The sequence below is a fragment of the Bacteroides sp. AM32-11AC genome (assembly GCF_003603515.1).
GTDB lineage: Bacteria > Bacteroidota > Bacteroidia > Bacteroidales > Bacteroidaceae > Bacteroides > Bacteroides uniformis.
The window spans coordinates 124,910-143,879 of record NZ_QTNH01000001.1; the positions used below are offsets into that span (position 1 = coordinate 124,910).

General features: G+C 48.8%; 7 protein-coding genes. 1 reads left to right on the plus strand and 6 read right to left on the minus strand.

Annotated features, from left to right (window positions below; translation table 11 throughout):
- Window positions 1-101: 101 nt before the first annotated feature.
- The 5 genes from DW800_RS00620 to DW800_RS00640 all read right to left on the minus strand — a co-directional run bounded on the left by DW800_RS00620 (window position 102) and on the right by DW800_RS00640 (window position 14,126).
- On the minus strand, window positions 102-2,315 hold the full coding sequence (locus DW800_RS00620) for a glycoside hydrolase family 3 C-terminal domain-containing protein (protein WP_119957677.1): 2,214 nt from the start codon (window positions 2,313-2,315) through the stop codon (window positions 102-104).
- A 23-nt stretch (window positions 2,316-2,338) separates the two neighbouring features.
- Window positions 2,339-4,858: a glycoside hydrolase family 2 TIM barrel-domain containing protein gene (locus tag DW800_RS00625; protein ID WP_119957678.1), complete on the minus strand. Its 2,520-nt coding sequence runs from the start codon at window positions 4,856-4,858 to the stop codon at window positions 2,339-2,341.
- Window positions 4,859-5,021: 163 nt separating this feature from the next.
- Window positions 5,022-7,904, minus strand: a complete 2,883-nt coding sequence (locus DW800_RS00630; RefSeq protein WP_119957679.1) for a TIM-barrel domain-containing protein — start codon at window positions 7,902-7,904, stop codon at window positions 5,022-5,024.
- Window positions 7,905-8,042: 138 nt separating this feature from the next.
- Window positions 8,043-12,125: a hybrid sensor histidine kinase/response regulator transcription factor gene (locus DW800_RS00635; protein ID WP_243634884.1), complete on the minus strand. Its 4,083-nt coding sequence runs from the start codon at window positions 12,123-12,125 to the stop codon at window positions 8,043-8,045.
- Window positions 12,126-12,344: 219 nt separating this feature from the next.
- Window positions 12,345-14,126 (minus strand): cellulase family glycosylhydrolase, encoded by a 1,782-nt coding sequence (locus tag DW800_RS00640; protein WP_119957681.1) that lies wholly within the window; start codon window positions 14,124-14,126, stop codon window positions 12,345-12,347.
- Between the two features lie 252 nt (window positions 14,127-14,378).
- On the opposite strand from DW800_RS00640, the gene DW800_RS00645 reads away from it, so the two are divergent.
- Window positions 14,379-15,947, plus strand: coding sequence for a glycoside hydrolase family 43 protein (locus tag DW800_RS00645; RefSeq protein ID WP_057097483.1), 1,569 nt, complete (start codon window positions 14,379-14,381; stop codon window positions 15,945-15,947).
- 394 nt (window positions 15,948-16,341) lie between these two features.
- Here DW800_RS00645 and DW800_RS00650 read toward each other — a convergent pair whose 3' ends face one another.
- Window positions 16,342-18,963 carry a hypothetical protein gene (locus DW800_RS00650; RefSeq protein ID WP_119957682.1) on the minus strand — a complete coding sequence of 874 codons (2,622 nt, stop codon included), beginning with the start codon at window positions 18,961-18,963 and terminating at the stop codon, window positions 16,342-16,344.
- Window positions 18,964-18,970 lie beyond the last annotated feature (7 nt).

Here is an 18,970-nt window from a genome sequence, read left to right on the forward strand (position 1 = left end):
AGTGACGCTGCAAAGCAATTGCAGTAGCGCTGCAAAAGGTATGCAGTACCACTGCAAAATAGTTGCACTGATTTTGCAGTGGTTACGCACTGATTATAAGATTATTGCATTTCGAACGGAACTACACCACGGACGTCGGCAGACGAAGCGCAAACGTATGCCTTGAACTTGCCCGGTTCGTACTTCCAGGCTGCGGAAGCCTCATCGTAGAACTTCAAATCATCCGGAGTAAGGGTGAAAGTCACGTTCTTCTCCTCTCCCGGCGCCAAAGCGACCTTTGCAAAATGCTTCAACTCCTTTACAGGACGAAGCACACTGCATTTATCATCGCCTATATAAAGCTGTACAATCTCTTTTCCGGCCACGCTACCCGTATTCTTCACGGCAACCGTCAGCGTCAGCGTACCGTCGGCAGCCATGGCCTTGGCAGAAGCCACCGGTTTGCCATATGTAAAGGTAGTATAGCTCAAGCCATGACCGAAGGGGAAGAGTGCCGGAACCTTCTTGGTGTCGTGCCAACGATAGCCCACCAGAATATCTTCCTTATACTCCTGCTTAATGCTGTCGCCCGGATAACTGAGTTCATCAAAAGCATGTGCACCGCAATCCGTCAACTTGGCAGGGAAAGAGAAGGGCAACTTTCCGCTTGGATTCACCGCACCACTCAGGATGTCAGCCAGAGACTTGCCACCCATGGAGCCTAAATACCAACCTTGCACAATGGCAGGAACCCGGGATACCCACGGCATTTCCACCGCATTACCGCTGAGAAGCACCAGAACGAGATTCTTGTTTACACCCAGCAAAGCTTCAATCAGTTCATCCTGCCCGAAAGGCAAGCCGTATTCCAGACGGTCGCCGCCTTCACAATCCTGGAAGTGGTTCTTGTTCAATCCGCCTACCAGTACCACCAAGTCTGCCTTTTTCGCCATTTCCACGGCTTCTGCACGGAGTGAGTCTACCACATTCTGCGGAATTTCATCTGCACGGCCGTACATCGGACGACCGGCGGCATAGCCTTTCGCATAGGCTACCTTATCACCATAAACGGCACGCAAGCCATCCAGCGGAGATACCATATCCTTCACTTTCAGTTCGGAAGAGCCTCCTCCCTGATTCAGCAAGCGTACGGCATTATCGCCCACCACCAGGATATTCTGATACTTGGCTGCATCAATCGGCAGCAACGGGGCACCTTTCTTTACCACCGGAGCATTCTTCAACAGCACAATGCCCTCATTGCCTATCTCGCGGGCAGCGGCATAATGCTCTTCCGTAGCTACCGAACCATAGGGTTTCTGACGGTTCATCGCCGTACGGAATATCAGACGAAGAATGCGGGAAGCCTTGTCGTCTATCGTAGACATCGGCACTTTGCCATCCTTCAACATCTGGAGGTAAGGGCTGGCAAGGTAATAATCGTTATAGGTAAATACACTCTCGGACGTCAGACCGTTGGTGTAAGACCCCATTTCAATATCCAGACCGTTGACGGCAGCTTCATAGGTGTCGTGGGCACCGCCCCAGTCGGTAATGACACAGCCGTCGAACTTCCAGTCATCTTTCAGAATCTTGTTCAGTGTGAAATCGTTATGGCAGGCGTGCTGGCCGCGAATCTTATTGTAAGCGCCCATAATGCTCCAAGCACCTCCCTCTTCTACTGCAGCCTTGAATGCCGGCAGATAGATTTCATACAGAACACGGTCGCTAAGATTCACATCAATATGTCCGCGCCACAGTTCCTGGTTGTTCAGCGCATAGTGCTTGACACAAGCTGCCACTCCGTTCTTCTGCAACTCCTGGATGTAAGGTACGCACATCACACTGGCCAGATAAGGGTCCTCGCCCATATATTCAAAATTACGCCCGTTCATCGGAGTGCGGTAGATGTTGACGCCGGGGCCCAGCAACACATCCTTTTCACGATAGCGCGCTTCCTCACCGATGGCCTTGCCATACTTGGCAGACATGTCCGGATTCCAGGTAGCGGCCAGACAAGTCAAGGCCGGGAAAGCGGTAATGCTGTCATTGGTCCAGTTGGCATATCCCCAGTCATTCCAGTTGATTTCGGCACGGACACCGTGAGGGCCGTCGCTCATCCAAAGCTCGGGAATGCCGAGCCGCGGAACACCCGCACTGCTGAATTTACTCTGCGCATGGCAAAGGGCTACCTTCTCTTCCAGTGTCATCCGGCTGAGAGCATCCTTTACACGTGCTTCAATAGGTTGTGCATCGTCCATATAGACCGGTGTCTGTGCAGACACGGTACTGATGGAGCATGTCAATAATAGGGTTGCTAAAAATTTATTCTTCATATCTTAATTGGCACATTAAATTATCATTTAATTTTAATCGTTGTCGTCGCCTTCTCCAGTCCATCAGCCGTAGCCGTCACCTTGACACCACCCGGTTCACCGTTGTTCTGCAGTACCACCAGGCACTTCCCGTAGAAAGCCTTGCGGTGGTTGTCCTTGAACTTCTCCATAGAAATAGGGCTTCCGTTGTCCACTCCGGCTATGAAGCCGGCACCTTCTACGGCAAAGGTCACATCGTTTTCGGCATTCGGACACAAATTTCCATCTTTGTCCAGAATCTCAACCGTAATGAAACTCAAGTCTTTGCCATCTGCCTGAATGGTACTGCGGTCAGGGCTGAGACGAATCTGTGCAGGTTCACCCGCTGTCCGGATTTCCTGCTCGGCCACAGTCTTTCCTTCCTTGCGGGAAACAGCCTTTACCGTACCCGGCTCATACTTCACGCGCCACATGACGTGGAAATCGTCTTTTCCCTTGTTGCGCACACCCTGCGACTTTCCATTCACGAAAAGCTCCACTTCGTCGGCATTGTTATAATATGCCCACAAATCTATGTCTTGTCCCTCCGTCCAATTCCAATGTGGGAAAAGATGCAACACCGCCTTGTCCGGACGCCACTCGGACTGATACATATAGTAGACGTCCTTCGGGAAGCCAGCCAAGTCGATAATGCCAAAGTAAGAGCTGCGTGCCGGCCAACCGTAAGGAGTAGGCTCACCGATATAATCGAAGCCCGTCCAGACGTATTGTCCACTGATAAAGTCGTTGTTCTTCACATGACGCATAGTACCTTCGTGACGGTTGCCCCAAGGAACATGACAGTTGTCGTAGGAGGAGCAAGAGAACGAGGCATCATAGAAAGGCTTGTCCCAACGTTCGGGCCAGACAAACATCGAATCACTCGGCATTCGGTAGTAACCGCGTGTCATCAGGCCGGAAACACTTTCCGTCACGATGAACGGCTTGCCGGGGAAGTTCTCGGGAACACCTGCAAACCAGTCGTCATGGTAATTGAAGCCGATAATATCAAGCGCACCGGAACGGAACAAATGATTGTTCGGGTTCGGCTCGTTGCAGCCTGCCGTCACGGGGCGCGTGGCATCGAGCTTTCTCACCATATCCGCCAGTTTCTTTGTCAGCAGTGAGTTGACGGACATTTCTCCGTCCTTTGCCAGCATATCCGCACTGTGGCCGAAGTTCAAGACCAGGTTGGCCTCTTCCAGACTCAAGGTGTCGGCTTTGGCATCCGTCCACTGCTCCAGCACTTCGTTGCCGATGCTCCACATAAAGATGGAAGGATGATTGCGGTCACGCACGATAAGGTCAGTCAAATCGCGTTCGTGCCATTCGTTGAAATAGCGTGAATAATCGTGGCGGGTCTTTTTCTTGCGCCACATATCAAAGGTTTCGTTCATCACGATGAAGCCCATACGGTCGCAAAGGTCGAGCAACTCCGGTGCGGGAGGATTATGGGAGCAGCGGATGCCGTTGCAACCCATTTCTTTCAGAATCTCCAACTGGCGCTCGATGGCGCGCGTATTCACCGCAGCTCCCAGGCAACCCAAGTCATGATGCATGCAGACACCATTTATCTTCACTTGTTCACCATTCAGGATAAATCCTTTTTGTGCATCGAAGCGGAAAGTACGGATGCCGGTAGGAGTATAGTAACGGTCGAGTACCTCGCCGGTCTGCTTATCCTTGAGGATGCTTTCTACCCTATACATATAGGGCGTATCAATACTCCAAAGACGGGGATTCTTCAAGTGTATCTCCTGCTCCACTTCTGCCGGAGTAAGAGGCATCAACTGCGCTTCCGACACAGCCTCACCCACCGCATTGCCGTCAGCATCCACTAACCGGGATTGCAGGACGACATCGGCCATCTGTGCTTCTGCATCGTACTGTAGTTTGGTGCGTATCTTCAACTGGGCACTGTTCTTCGACACATCTTCTGCCGTAACATAGGTACCCCATTGCGCTATATGAGCTGGATTCAGCTTTGTCAGCCATACATTACGGTAGATGCCGCAACCGGAATACCAGCGCGAATTGGGCTGTTCGGCATTGTCCACACGAACCGCCAACACATTCTCCACTCCCCACTTGATATAGGGAGTCAGGTCATAACTGAACGAGATGTACCCGTAGGGACGTGTCCCCAATTCATGGCCATTGATATAAACGGTGGAGTTCATATAGGCACCATCGAAATCTATGCGATAGCGTTTGCCCTCATCGGCCTTATCGGCAGTAAAAGTCTTGCGATACCAGCCTATACCACCAGGCAGTGCACCTCCACCCGTTCCCGAAGGATTGTCTTTACTGAATTCTCCTTCAATGGCCCAATCGTGGGGCAAGTTCAGTTTCCGCCAGTCTGCGTCATTATAATCCGGACGGGCTGCCGCCGTATCGTCTCCCAAGCGAAAGGCCCAGTCGGCAGTAAAATCCAAGCTACGGTCATCGCCAGCTACCTCTTTAGGAGCATTGCAACCGGCCAGCAGGGACAGCCCGATGGCCAAAGACAATATGATTTTATTCATAGTAATAAATATCTAAAAGATTATCGAGTGCCTATTCCTCTCTCACAGCTATTCAGAAGTAGGGAAGTTCCTGGCACCGGGGAAGGCATCATTCGGCACCGAGGAACGACGAGATCGGTACCGGGAAGATTTCTCTCCCTGGCACCGTCGTCTATCATTCTGATTATAATTTTACGGTTTGTGCTTTTCCGTCATACTTCACCGTTGTACCTTTAGCCTTTAAGTCGAACGGTTGCGGCTGGTCTTTGCTTACCTTCACTACATTGAAAGTACGTTCCTTCAGCATACCAGGGAAGTCACCCGTACGGTCGCCGATAACCAGTGTACCCTCAGCATCGTTATAGGCAAACGGTATAGTGGCATATTGTCCCTTCTCATAGTTATAGTTCACACCTTCATCCTCATAGAGCGTAAATGCGCCGTCCTTACCCGTATAAACATAGAGGGTGATTTCCGAAGCCGGTTTTTCATCACTGTATTGCATGTCCGGACCATAAGGTACAATGGCACCTTCGCATACGTAGAGCGGAATACGTTCATAAGGAGCATCTACTGTCAGCTTCTGGCCGCCATCCACATACTTGCCGGAGTAGAAGTCATACCAACCACAGCTTGCCGGGAAATAAACCTCGCGGCTGCGTGCGCCATATTCGTAAACCGGAGCCACCATTAGGGCAGAACCGAACATGAACTGGTCACCTATATTGTTGACGTTTGCATCAGCTGTGAAGTCCATTACGAGCGGACGCATGATGGTATAATCATTGAAGTAAGTCATACCAGCCAAAGAATAGATATACGGCATCATGTTGTAACGCAGCTTCGTATAGTAAACGATGGAGTTGTAGCACGGATGTCCTGCCGGAGCGATATTCCAAACCTCACGGTACGGATACTGGCCGTGTGCACGGAACAACGGGCAGAAAGCACCGAACTGATACCAACGGGTATTCAACTCTCTCCATTCCTTATAATCAGCATTTTCACGTCCAGTCTTGTTGAATTCCATCTGACCAGCCACATAACGGTTCTCTACACAGAATCCACCGATGTCCATGGTCCAATAAGGGATACCGCTGACAGCAAAGTTCAAGCCGGCAGAGATTTGTGCTTTCATATCTTCCCAACGGGTAGCGATGTCACCACTCCAGGTGGCAGTAGAATAGCGTTGCAACCCTGCAAAGCCGGAACGTGTCAACAAGAAGACGCGTTTATCCGGTTCCACGCCGCGCTGTCCGTCATAGATAGCTTCAGCATTCATCAATGCGTATGCATTGAAGAACTTGGCAGAGGGGCCGAGTGCCGTCGGGCCGCAAAGGTCCTTGCGGTATTGCAAATCCGTACAGTCGCGTATATTCGGTTCACTGGCATCCATCCACCAGGCATCTATGCCGAGAGGATAGTAATGGTCTTGCATCTGCTTCCAGAAGAGCTTGCGTGCATCGGCATCGTATGCGTCATAGAAAGAGCCCAGATAGCCAGGACCGACCCAGTCTTTGATGCTGTCTTTGATAGCCTGCTGATACATCCAACCTTTTTCGTCAAATTCCTTGAAGTGTTCGGTCGTAGCATAGAACTTGGGCCATACGGAAATCATCAGACGTCCGTTCATGGCGTGGATGGAGTCGACCATTCCTTTCGGGTCGGGGAAACGTTCAGGGTCGAACTCATGGCTTCCCCATGCATTCTGCTTCCAGTGCAGCCAGTCGATTACGATATTGTCGATAGGAATCTGACGTTCACGGAATTCCTTCAAGGTGGAGAGAACCTCCTCACGCGTATTGTACTTCTCACGGCTCTGCCAGTAACCCATCGCCCATTTCGGCATAATCTGGGATTTACCTGTCAATGTACGGTAGCCGCTAATCACATCGTCCATATCATCACCATAAACGAAGTAGTAGTCTATTTCATTCTGCATTTCACCCCACCAAGAGAGTTTGTTCTGTTCTTCATCAGCCACCGGACTCAATACCCGCAGACCGCAGTAAGAAACACCGGCATCAGGCTTCCACTCTATCTTCAACGGAACGCGCTTACCCGCTTCCAGATTGACAGCAAACTTATAACTGTTAGGATTCCAAGCCGTACGCCAACGTTCGGGAACCACCAATTCATTATCAATATATACTTTCATGTAGCCTGCATAGTAAAGGATGAAACGGAATAAACCGCTTTCTGCCGGTTCTATTTCTCCCTCATAAACTACATCAGACCCTCCGAACGGGAAACCCGCAGGCAAATTAATCACCTTACTCAGATGTGCGGCACGGTCCAGATGTTCAAAATAAAGAGAATCCTCACGACGTACAAGGGTTTCCACATCTTTCTTGCCCGGAATATATGTACCGGTCAAAGCACCTTCCTTGCCCTCTTTATCATAAAGTTTGAAGACATCACCCAGTTGTGAGTAGTCACGCGGGTCACCGAAACGGCAGAGCGAATAGCTGTCCCAAAGCACACCGTAGTTTTTATTAGACACGATGAAGGGTACAGACACCTTTGTATTGTACTGGAACAGTTCCTCATTCTTACCTTTATAGTTGAACTCATCTGCCTGGTGCTGGCCCAAGCCATAGAAAGCCTCATCATTGCCTGCCGACTGGAATACCTGACGTACTGTATATCCTTTCGTACCTTCCACTTCCACTGGAGTAAAGGTCCGCCCGTCAGAGTCTTCAGCCAGAATCTGCTTGCCGTCGGCATCCGTGAAGCGTACCTCACCCGTTGTCTTGGACACAATGGCACATAATTCCGATGTCTTGACAGTCACTTCATCGCCCTGCTCTTCGACCTTAAAGTCGGTCTTATTCTGTTGAGGGATCACAATGAGACTCTGCTCCTTTGAAAATTCCTTCTCAGGAGTAGCCGATACATGAATGAGCTTCTCGCCCATTACTTCTAATCTTACTTTACGCACATCCGTCGGTTGCTGCTGCTTGACTTCCACAACAACACCGTTCTCGGTCTTTTGGAATCCGCCTCCGGAACATGCGGCGAGCATCCATCCGGCAAGCAAATAAACTGAAGTGTTTTTCAATTTCATATTACTGTTTTTAAAGTGAATTTTCTCCGATGTAAAAATAGAAAGTTTACTTCAAAAACGAGTCCTCCCGATGTTGAAACAAAAGGGCGCTTTTGATTACCCCAAAAGACAATATGTTTCCGTAAGGGGTATCTTTTGTTATTTACCCTCTCTTTCCTGATAAACAGAGGGCAAAACACCGAATTCATCCTTGAAATATTTGCTGAAATACTTGGGGTTGTTAAAGCCCAACTGATACGCTATCTCCGATACATTTTGCTGACTCTCGCGCAGCATCTGCGCCGCTCTTTTCAGACGGATGACACGGATAAATTCAATAGGTGTCTTACCGGTTATCTGCAAGAGTTTCTTGTAAAGATGTACCCGGCTCATACCCAACCCCCGACTCAACTCTTCTACGGACAAGTCACACCGACCGATGTTCGCCTCCACATATTTGATGGCATTTTCCACCAGCTTTTCATCCAACGAAGTAATGGCTATTTCACTTGGTTCGGGGTCAATGAGCGACTTTGCCTTGCGCTTCTTGCTCAGGTCAATCAACTTGCGCATACGCAGAATAAGGATTTCCACATTGAAAGGTTTCGTCACATAATCATCTGCACCGATGGTCAACCCCTCCACTTTATCTTCCACAGCCTGCCGTGCAGTGAGCAATATCATCGGAATGTCACTCGTGCGTTTATCGGTCTTCACCCAGCGACACAGTTCATTTCCATCCATCTCGGGCATCATTACGTCGCTGACAATAACATCCGGCATCAGTTCCGGTATTTTCTGCCAAGCTTCCCGGCCATTAGAAGCTGACTGTATACGGAAATACAAGCTCAGACTATCTTTCATGAAGGCAACCAAATCTTCATTATCATCCACAATCAGGGCCAACGGCTTCTCTTTTTCATCTTCATTATCCTCCTCCATATCGTCCGGCAAATCATCCGGAAGCGGTTCCTCTTCCATATCCGGCAAAAGTTCCTCATGCTCTTCCACCTCTTCTGCAAGCGGTGCAGGCTTGGAAGGACTTACATGCACATGTTTAACCGGAAGCTCAATCAGGAACACACTACCGGACCCCACATTGTCAACAACGCGCACCGTGCCCTCATGCAGCGTCACAAAGTCGCGTACCAGGCTCAAGCCAATACCGCTACCCGTTGACTGGTGTTCCGGTTCTTCCTGCTCCACCTGATAGAAACGTTCAAAAATTCGCTCCTTGTCTTCATCCCTAATGCCAACACCGGTATCCGATACCTTTATCAGCAATCTTCCGGACATCTCTTTCGACATTTCCAATGCCACATCCACACGTCCCCCGTCCGGGGTAAATTTGAAGGCATTGGATAGAAGATTCATCACAACTTTACCAATTTTATCCTCGTCGAATGACATATTCAGCGATTCCATGGCCGAAAAAAATGTCAGATGTACATGTTTCTTTTCAGAAAGCATCAGGAAAGAAGTACAGATGCTACGCACATACGCCACTATATCTCCCTCGGACAAGGTGAGATGCAGTCCTGCCATCTCATTCTTACGGAAATCGAGCAATTGGTTGACCAGATTCAACAAACGCTGTGCGTTGCGGTACATCAGTTGCAGCTTGCCATGCAGCTTTTCGTCCGTAATCTCCTTCATCATACTTTCCATCGGCGATATAATCAGCGTAAGCGGCGTACGCAACTCATGGCTGACATTCGTAAAGAAGCGGAATTTCATCTGGCTCAACTCCTCCTTCTTCTTCGCATCTTCCTCTATCTGGCGGATTCTGAACTTATTGCGTTCCCTTCGTTGTACGACATACAGTGAAAAGAAGACAACTCCTACTATCAGAAGGGCATAAACAATATATGCCCACGGAGTCATCCAGAAAGGTGGAAGAATGACAATCTTCAAAGAAGCCTCTTCAGTGCCCGCATATCCGTCACTGTTTGTAGCCTTCACTTTTAAGATATAAGTCCCCGGAGCCAGATTGGTATAGGTAACGCGATGCATATCGGACATACTCGTCAGCCAGTTCTCATTAAACCCTTCCAATTTATAGAAATACTGTGTCTTTTCGGGCAGCACGAAATTGTCCGACGCGAACAGCACCGTGAACACATTCTGCTTATAAGCCAAGACAACTTCTTCTGTTTCATTCAAAGCTTCCTTCAAGATGACACGTCCTGCATACTCCTTGCCCACCTTCACGTCTTCATTGAACAACTGGAAACCGGTAAACATAACCTTGGGCAACGTACGGTTATACTTTATGTTGCCCGGCTGGAAGCGATTCAGCCCATACAGTCCTCCCACTACAATCTCGCCCGTATGCAGTCGTTTGAGGGAACGCTGGTTGAAGTCACAACTCTGCAACCCGTCCTTGTCATTATAGGTATAGCAACGGAACACGGGCTGCTCCGTCTTGCTGTCAACGGACAACACCACGTTTATCAGTTCTCCTCCGGTGCTGATCCATATACTTTTGTTTTCATCTTCCGTAATACCTAATATCAATAGTTTGGAGAAACCGGGCTTGATAGGTACTTCGTACAATTCATCCCGTTTGCTGTCATATACATTCAAGCCTTCACGCGTGGCTATCCATAGCAAACCGCGACTATCTTCGTAAACTTGATTGATATTTTGGTTGGAAAGTCTGGTCTTACCCGATTTTGTACCTGCAAAATTTGTAATCTCGCCGGTCCTCAGGTCCATGAAAGCCATCCCTGCCGAAGTACCGATAACCAGATTATTGTCACAGCTGATGCAGAGGGATGAGATATAGTCCGACACAAGGTTTGAATTACCTGTAGAATAGGTGGTAAATATCCCCGTCTGAGGATTCAGGCATTGCAATCCTCCCCCCAACGTACCGATCCAGATATTTTTGTCCGCATCTTCTGCCAATGCCCATACATTGTCATAGACCAGCGAGTTACTGTCTCCCTTACGGGACCGGTAATGGATAAAGCGGTTTCCATCATAGCAATTCAGTCCACCCCAGAAAGTACCAGCCCACACTCTGCCGCTACTGTCCCGAAGAAGGCAGACTATGACATCACTCGAGATAGAGCGGGGATCTGCCGTATGCGAAAAAAACATACGTTCATCCGTCACGCTATTCCAGCGAATCAACCCGCGGTCGTTGGTCCCCACCCATACGATATCACCGCCTCCGTCCTCCACACAATTGATGTCGCCTACATCGGCAATGCCGAATTTGAAGACACTTTCATTATAGAAAGAGACACCCTTCTTGTAGGTTCCCACCCACATCGTACCGGCCTCATCTTCATAAAGAGCCGTTATTGTATTGTTGGACAGAGTACGCCCGTTATTAGGATCGTTCGCCAGACGGATTTTCCGTCCCGCCGGTTCTATCAATTCAACGCCATCCTGATCCCTGCCTACCCATATACATCCGTATTTATCCTGTGCCACTGCACGTACGGTATTGTAGGTGTCCGTTCGGGGAGAACGCTGTTCCCAAACCTTCCGAGAAAGGCTATAAATCCACATCCCCTCCACACTGAATATCCACGCCCGCCCACTATGGTCGACAAACAAATCAAAGGTAGCATTCTTTACTTCCCTGCAATCTTCGGCAATGTCCGGATTGGTCCACTTGATATTTTGCTTTTCCTCATCTATACAAACCAAGATACCGTTACTCAAAACCAACAGGATTCCTTCGCCGCATTCTTTCATGTCGGACACTTCGGCTTTCGCAAGCAGTTCATCCGCCTCCTTTACTGCCACGGCATTTTTCTGTCCTTCTCTATAGCTGTAAACACCTTTACCATTAATATAGATCCAGAAAGTCTTTTCCTTATCAATATAGATAAGCGAAGGATTTCCGGTCAGACCGACGTTCCACATCCAAGCTTCCACATTACGGTCAAAAACATCGGAAGCCGAGTTGTAAATGGCATACCCACTTCCCGTACGTATCCACAAATTACCGGACGCATCTTCTTGTATATCCTCGACATAACTATCGGGAAGAGATTTCTCGTCATCTTTCTGGCTGCGATAAATCTTTATATTGTAACCATCATAGCGGTTCAGCCCCGAAGCTGTACCAAACCACATGAATCCGTTTGAATCTTTATAAATAGCATTAACCTGATTATTGGAAAGTCCGTCTTTCACTTCCAAATGTTTAAACATGTAGTCGTGTGAAGCAGCAGAGAAACATACCATCCAAACCCACAAGAGCAGTAGTTGCAGTCTTTTCATACTATCAGAGCTAAGGGAAGTTATTTTTATTGCAAATGAAGTGAAAAACGAACAGAAAAGCAAGAAAAGGCAAGGATTTTTAAAGAAGGAGAAGCATATCCCTCGCGGACATACTTCTCCGTAACCAATCAAAAAAACTATATCAACAATCCTTGTAACCTATAAAACCTATTTGTATGATACTTTTAAAAACTGTCTTTTATTCTATCCACCACTCAATCAATAAGGGTATTGACCGGCTGCGGCTCCCTTCATGATGCCCTCAATGGCATAAGCCTCCTTCGCCGTACCCGTACCACGGTTCATGTCACCGCCGGTTTCCCAATAGAAGGGGACACAACCGTGTTTTTTCGCCTCTCGGGTGACTACCTCATTCCAATAGGAGCGGCTCTTGTTATGCATCTCCTGGTCAATATCAGGATAGGCAAGTTCAGAAGTCCCCTCTATCTTGTCTTCTTTTGCCCGCTTCATGGCACTATACTCGCCTACAATCACAGGAATTCCCTTATCTGCATAGGCCGTTTTCATCTTCTGGAATTGCTGCTTCACATAATCTTCTTCGTAACCGGTGGCATTATGAATGGAACCGGATACATGATTATCCTTACCCCAATAAAGGAATACATTGCTCCAGGTTTCGTCATGGTTCATCATGGTGAACTGATAGGGATCATAGAAGTGAACTTCCACCATCAGACGGTCGGGTACCTCATCCTTGGGCATCGTGTAGTCATTCACCGTCTTGTCAATATTGGTATAAGGACCTTGCACAATCAGACAACGGCTCGCATTATTTCCTCCGGTGGCACGCACGGCATCAATGAAGGTCTGTTCGTATTTCAAGATGACATCTATGGCCGATGTGCCAACGTTCCCCTGGTCTTGCTGTCCGGGTTCGTTACATCCGGCAAAGAGCAGGTGTTCGTCATAAGCATTCAGTTTATTGGCAATCTGTGTCCAGATAGCTTTCTGCTTGGCATCTACTTCGCTGCTGTAACCATGGGTGATACTCTCTTCAAGCCAACCGCCATCCCAATGGATATTGACAATGGCATACATATCATTGGCTACACAGTAGCCCACCACTTCGCTCACCCGGTCGAGCCATGCAGCATCTATCTCATAGGTCGATGGATTCACAATGTAGTAATCCCACGCGCAAGGGATGCGCACCGCATTAAATCCCAATGCCTTCAGCCCTTTGATATATGCCTCGCTCACTTTAGGATTTCCCCATAACGTTTCGCTCGCTATCTTGTTCTTGTTATCACAAGCTTCCAGCGTGTTGCCGATATTGATACCTGCATACATCTTGGCGGCAAGTGTCCTGGCGTCGCTTCCCATATTGCCGACCTCGCCCGCAGCCTGTTTTACGGTCACAGTCTCCGTCAGGCTACCCAAAGTAAAAGTGATATGGCCTTCGCGCGCTCCCAGAGGATTGGGAGAGACGGTAAACTTGAAAATCTTGTCTTCCATGGCACGGGTATTGACCGCCTTTATCCAAGAAACATCGGAAACGGCTTGTACGTCACCATTGGTTTCCACCACCACAGAAACATCTCCTCCCGCAGCTGGCAGGTCGAAAGAGGTAGAGTTGGATATGATTAATCCGTCCGCAGCCGTTTGTTTCACTGTGAAGCTCCCTACTTCGCTGCCTCCGGCTTTCACCGTTACCTTGGCTTCACGGTCACTCGTGTCCGTATTGGCTTCTGCCATAACGGTATACTTCAAAATACTACTCGAAGCAGAACTTTCGGCAGTAACCTTACACCACTCCGGTGCACTGCTGGTAACTTCCAATGCAACGTTCGACTTGATGTTCAGCGTACTTGTTCCTCCGGTCTTGGAGAAAGTCATTCCATCCGTCAGAATGTTCGCGGGAATCGTTATTTCTGGAGTCACAGTATCATCATTGCCGGAACATGCGGCAACGAAAGAAGAGAAAAGCAGTGCCGACAGCACCAGGCAAATTTGGAATTTTTCAATGATATTCTTCATCATGTCTTTACGTATTAAAAATAATGGTTAAATCAGTGAGAGCAAAAGTAGCGGAAAAGGCGGAAAACACACCGATGCCATGTTATCTGCAACGGTATCATTTGTTTCCGAATAGGGCTCAAAAGTTATCATTGAATGACATCAGACACATCCGGCTTGCTTGAACCGAAAGAATACTTTATGTTTGTGTATAAACACTTCCTTCAACTACCCTGATTCATATATCTGATAAACTATTTAAAATACAATGTATTTATGAGAAAGATGATGTTACTTTTAGGACTGGCGCTCAGCCTGTCCTGCTTTTCACAAAACCGGCAAAGTTATCAAAATCCCGTTATTCCCGGTTTCCATCCCGACCCGAGTATCTGCCGCGCAGGAGATGACTTTTATCTGGTCAACAGTAGTTTCCAATATTTCCCGGGCGTACCGTTGTTCCACAGCAAAGACCTCATCAACTGGGAACAAATCGGACACTGCCTGACGCGCCCCTCACAACTGCCGCTTCACGACGCCGGCCCATGGGGAGGAATCTATGCACCTACCATCCGCTACAACAGCGGTACATTCTACATGATTACCACCAACGTGTCCGACAAAGGCAACTTCCTTGTACACACTACCGACCCGCGTGGCGAATGGTCAGAACCCGTATGGCTCAAGCAAGGCGGTATAGACCCGTCCCTCTATTTTGAAGACGGCAAGTGTTACCTCGTCAGCAATCCGGGCGTAGGTATCTATCTGTGCGAAATCAACCCCAAAACCGGCGAACAACTCAACGAGTCCAAACGCATCTGGAACGGCACGGGCGGACGGCACCCTGAAGGGCCGCATATTTACAAGAAAGACGGCTGGTATTATCTGCTGATTTCCGAAGGCGGCACGGAATACGGCCACAAAGTGACAATAGCCCGTAGCCGCGATATAGACGGCCCGTACGAAGAGAATCCCGCCAATCCCATCCTGACCCACATCAACAAGAATGCACAAAACAGCCCGATACAAGGAACCGGCCATGCCGACCTGATACAAGCCCCTGACGGTTCGTGGTGGATGGTGTGTCTCGCTTTCCGTCCGCAAAGCGGCAACCATCACCTGCTGGGACGCGAAACGTTCCTTGCTCCCGTGCGCTGGGACAAGAATGCCTGGCCGGTAGTAAACGGAGATGGCACAATAGCCCTGCAAATGGATGTGCCAACCCTACCGCAACATCCTCTTGCCCCCAAGCCTGCACGCACCGATTTCAAAAACGGCAAATTAGGTCCCGAATGGGTTCATATCAGAAACTATCATCCGGAAAACTATACCTTTGCTTCCGGTAACCTCCGTCTGAAAGCAACCCCCGTAAACCTGAACAACGGGAAAGGCAGTCCTACTTTTGCCGGCCGCCGGCAAGAACATATCGACTTCACAGCCACCACTTCCATGCAACTGAAAAAAGCCGCCAGTGGCGACGAAGCCGGCCTGACGGTCTACATGTTCGAATCGTCCCATTACGATTTATTAGTCAAGCAATTGGCAGACGGGAAACAAGCTGTAGTATTGCGCTACCAATTGAATGAATTGACCCATACGGAAAAGGAAGTTATTCTGCCCCAGGGGAAAGTACAACTCCGTGTAAAAGGCAGCAACGAAATCTATTCGTTCGAGTATGCCACAAACGGAAAGGACTTCAAAGAACTGGGCCGAATGAATACGCGCTATATCAGTACAGAAACTGCCGGTGGCTTTACGGGAATCATGCTGGGATTGTATGCCGTCTCCGGTTCTCAAACCTCAAAAGCATATGCAGACTTTGAATACTTTGATTACGAAGGAAAATAGCAGCCAATCTTAGAGAAAGCCCCTGCTTTTCTCCGCTTCCGCCCTTTTGTCTGTCCGGTTCAGTACAAAGATTCATGAACGGCCCACTTAGGTGAACAAGTTTGTTCACCTAAGTGGGCTGATTTGTTCACTACTATGAACAAGGCGGACCACTTTAGTGGAGATACCATAAAATCACTATGTTTATCGCAATAAGTACCCATCCCGTCCGAACAAAGTACAAGGCAAAGAGCTATCAAAGCGCCGCCTTACGGACCACCTCCTTTATTTTATTCTCTCTATGGTTCTTCAATCTATATCAGAACGATGCACACCGGTGAGGGCAAAACAAAAAATCCGGGATGGCCTGCATCCCGGATTTCCTATCTAACCAGTATATTTCCGTCTATCCCTCTTACCATTCAGGAACAGAGAAAAGAGTGTGGAACGTGAACTTCACTTCCATAGAACTGCTGAAACCAAGTTCCTTGATAACATCACCATCAGGAGTACCGAAAGCGCACCCTTTATCCTTTGTTGCCCCATAGCAATTCCAAAGTTCCAGACGATACTTCGGGGATTCATTGGCATCGAGCACTTTGGATGCATCAAATGTCACTTCCTTGCCATCCAGATAGAGGTTGTCAAGTGTGGCATGTAAACCGGGGAAATACTTGTAAATGTCAGCCACTTCAACGAAGGTCATGATGGAACCTGCCGCATAGTCGGCAGATTCGTACTTAATGTCGAACTGAGAAGCCACAAGGCTGTACTGGAAGTTCTCGTATTTCACCTCGAACGTAGCTCCTGCGTTATATCCCCATGCACTTCCCCAATTCGGATTGACAGTAACCAGATTGGGCGTATAAATACCTGCACCGGTACCGTCGGTAATGACGGTGCAGACAATCTCAAGCTTCTCCTTGAAATGGATGGCAGGCTCGGTACCTTGATTTTCTACATTGCTGAACGGACTGAGAGGAACAGCATTGCCTACAGAACCCGCCCCATAAGCATTGAACAACTGAACACGATACTTGCCGTTTCCTTCAATGTCGCCATAATAGAAGCGGTTGGCATCAAACCGGATGGAAGTACCGTCCAGCTTGATGTCGTCAATGCGTACAAACGAATTGGGATAGCGCTTCGCCATACCGGCAAAGTCAAGCGTAAACACCATAGCATCGGTACAAGTTCCATCGAAAACAAACGTGTGCTGTCCAGCCAAGTCTTCGGGTGAAATGGCTGCAAGCGGTGCATCCCAACTTCCTCCCCATGATGAATCGGCGATATTGAGCAATACAGGAACCTGCGCATCGGCATCGGCCTTGGCCTGGCTGTAATAGTTCAACGAATAGCCATAGTCGCCATCGGGCAGGGCAATCTGCAAGCCGTCGGCAGTCAACGACAGAATGTTCAGCTTACCGCTCTTTGTACCAATCGAAGTATTGGCGCAAAGCACGTTTATATCGATGTCAATCACCTTGTTCGCCTCGTCAATCGTAAACTTACCTGTCTCATCGGTCACGGTGCCGTCTTCGGCAATGCGATGAATGTTCACCGTACCGTCTTCCTTGAGTTCCATATAGCCGTAGTCCTTTCCGTAGGTATAACCTATCCAGCCATTATCCGTACCCATCTCCCAATGAATCTGCTGTTCAATGTTGGGTTGTCCGTTGGAAACTGTACTCCAGTTGTCCGTAACACCCCACTGCGTGAAAGGTCCTTCAAACACGTGCTGCTTACCGTCCTGGCCATTGTCAAGATACCACTTCTGATAGAGCAGAGCCTTGTTGAACGGTACGTTCTTGGCTGTGGAAACAGCGCGTACAGCCATACCTTGATAAACTGCGGCAGTGATACGGTGATTGACAGAAGCTGCAAACTGGTAACCTACCGCAAATTCTGTATTGGAAGAGTTGACAGTACCGGTGAGGTAATATCCTTCAGTACCCAGCGCCGTCACATCGTTTGCCACACGCGTACCGGCTGCAGGCAGGAAGATGGAATTACCATTAGGACCGGTGAACTTGAAACCTGTCACTCCATTCTGCTCAGTCCACTCTTTCTGGCACAACGTGAAGAGTTCCTCGAAATCATCGGCAGTAGGCAGTGTGGCACGCCCTTGAAATGCACGGAAAGCCAAGTCGGAAGCCGTTTTATAAGTATCGGCCGAAGCATAGTCGGCAGGGTCGATGCTATTGTTGCATCCGGTCAGGTCACCGAATCCGAAAAGGCCACCCAGTCCAGTCTCGCTCTTGGCACCCACATTGAAGCGAGCCCACATCACGGAGAGTCCCAGGTCGACAAGGTCATTGTCGAGATCGAAGTCATAGGCAGGAGTAGTGAAGCTCTTCACCTCACCATACACAATGCCGCTACCCAGATTGAGGTAAGCCGCATAATAGTATTGCGTTTCGGGCACCAACCCTTCATGGACGAATGAATAGCTGTCCTTAAGTTCCTCACTCTTCACTATAAGGCCTGCACGAACCGCTTCTACATCGGATGAAGTAGAGATAACAACACCACAAGTAGCATCGGCCGTAGCATCGGTCAATGTCCCACCCAATACAGCCGAGGCGAAGTCGACAGATGCGGCATCGGCAGTAGCCACCTTGGCATCGGTGGTGAGCAAGCTTTTCACCTCACCTTTGTAATACACCTTACCCTGCAAGCATACATAAGCCTGATAATAGAGCGTAGAGTTATTGTTCAACCCGTTCAACTGAGCACTGAAGGCGCTGCCGTCATAAGCAGCCTGCACGTCCTCGGGCAGGTTGTCTTGCGCAAAACCATAGAAGAAGCCGGTCTTATAGCTTCCGGCATCCATGCCATCCAACCCGGAGAGCGTGGCATGGAGTGTAGCGGTAGTGGCGGTCACATCGGACGACCCCGTCACCACCGACGATTCGTTCAGAATCGGGGTGGTGTGGATAGTATAGTCGTCATCTTCACTGCACGAAGCCAGCGAAAGACCCAGTACAAGTGAAAGTATTCCTAAATATATCTTTGTCTTCATATATACTAAATTCATTTAAGTG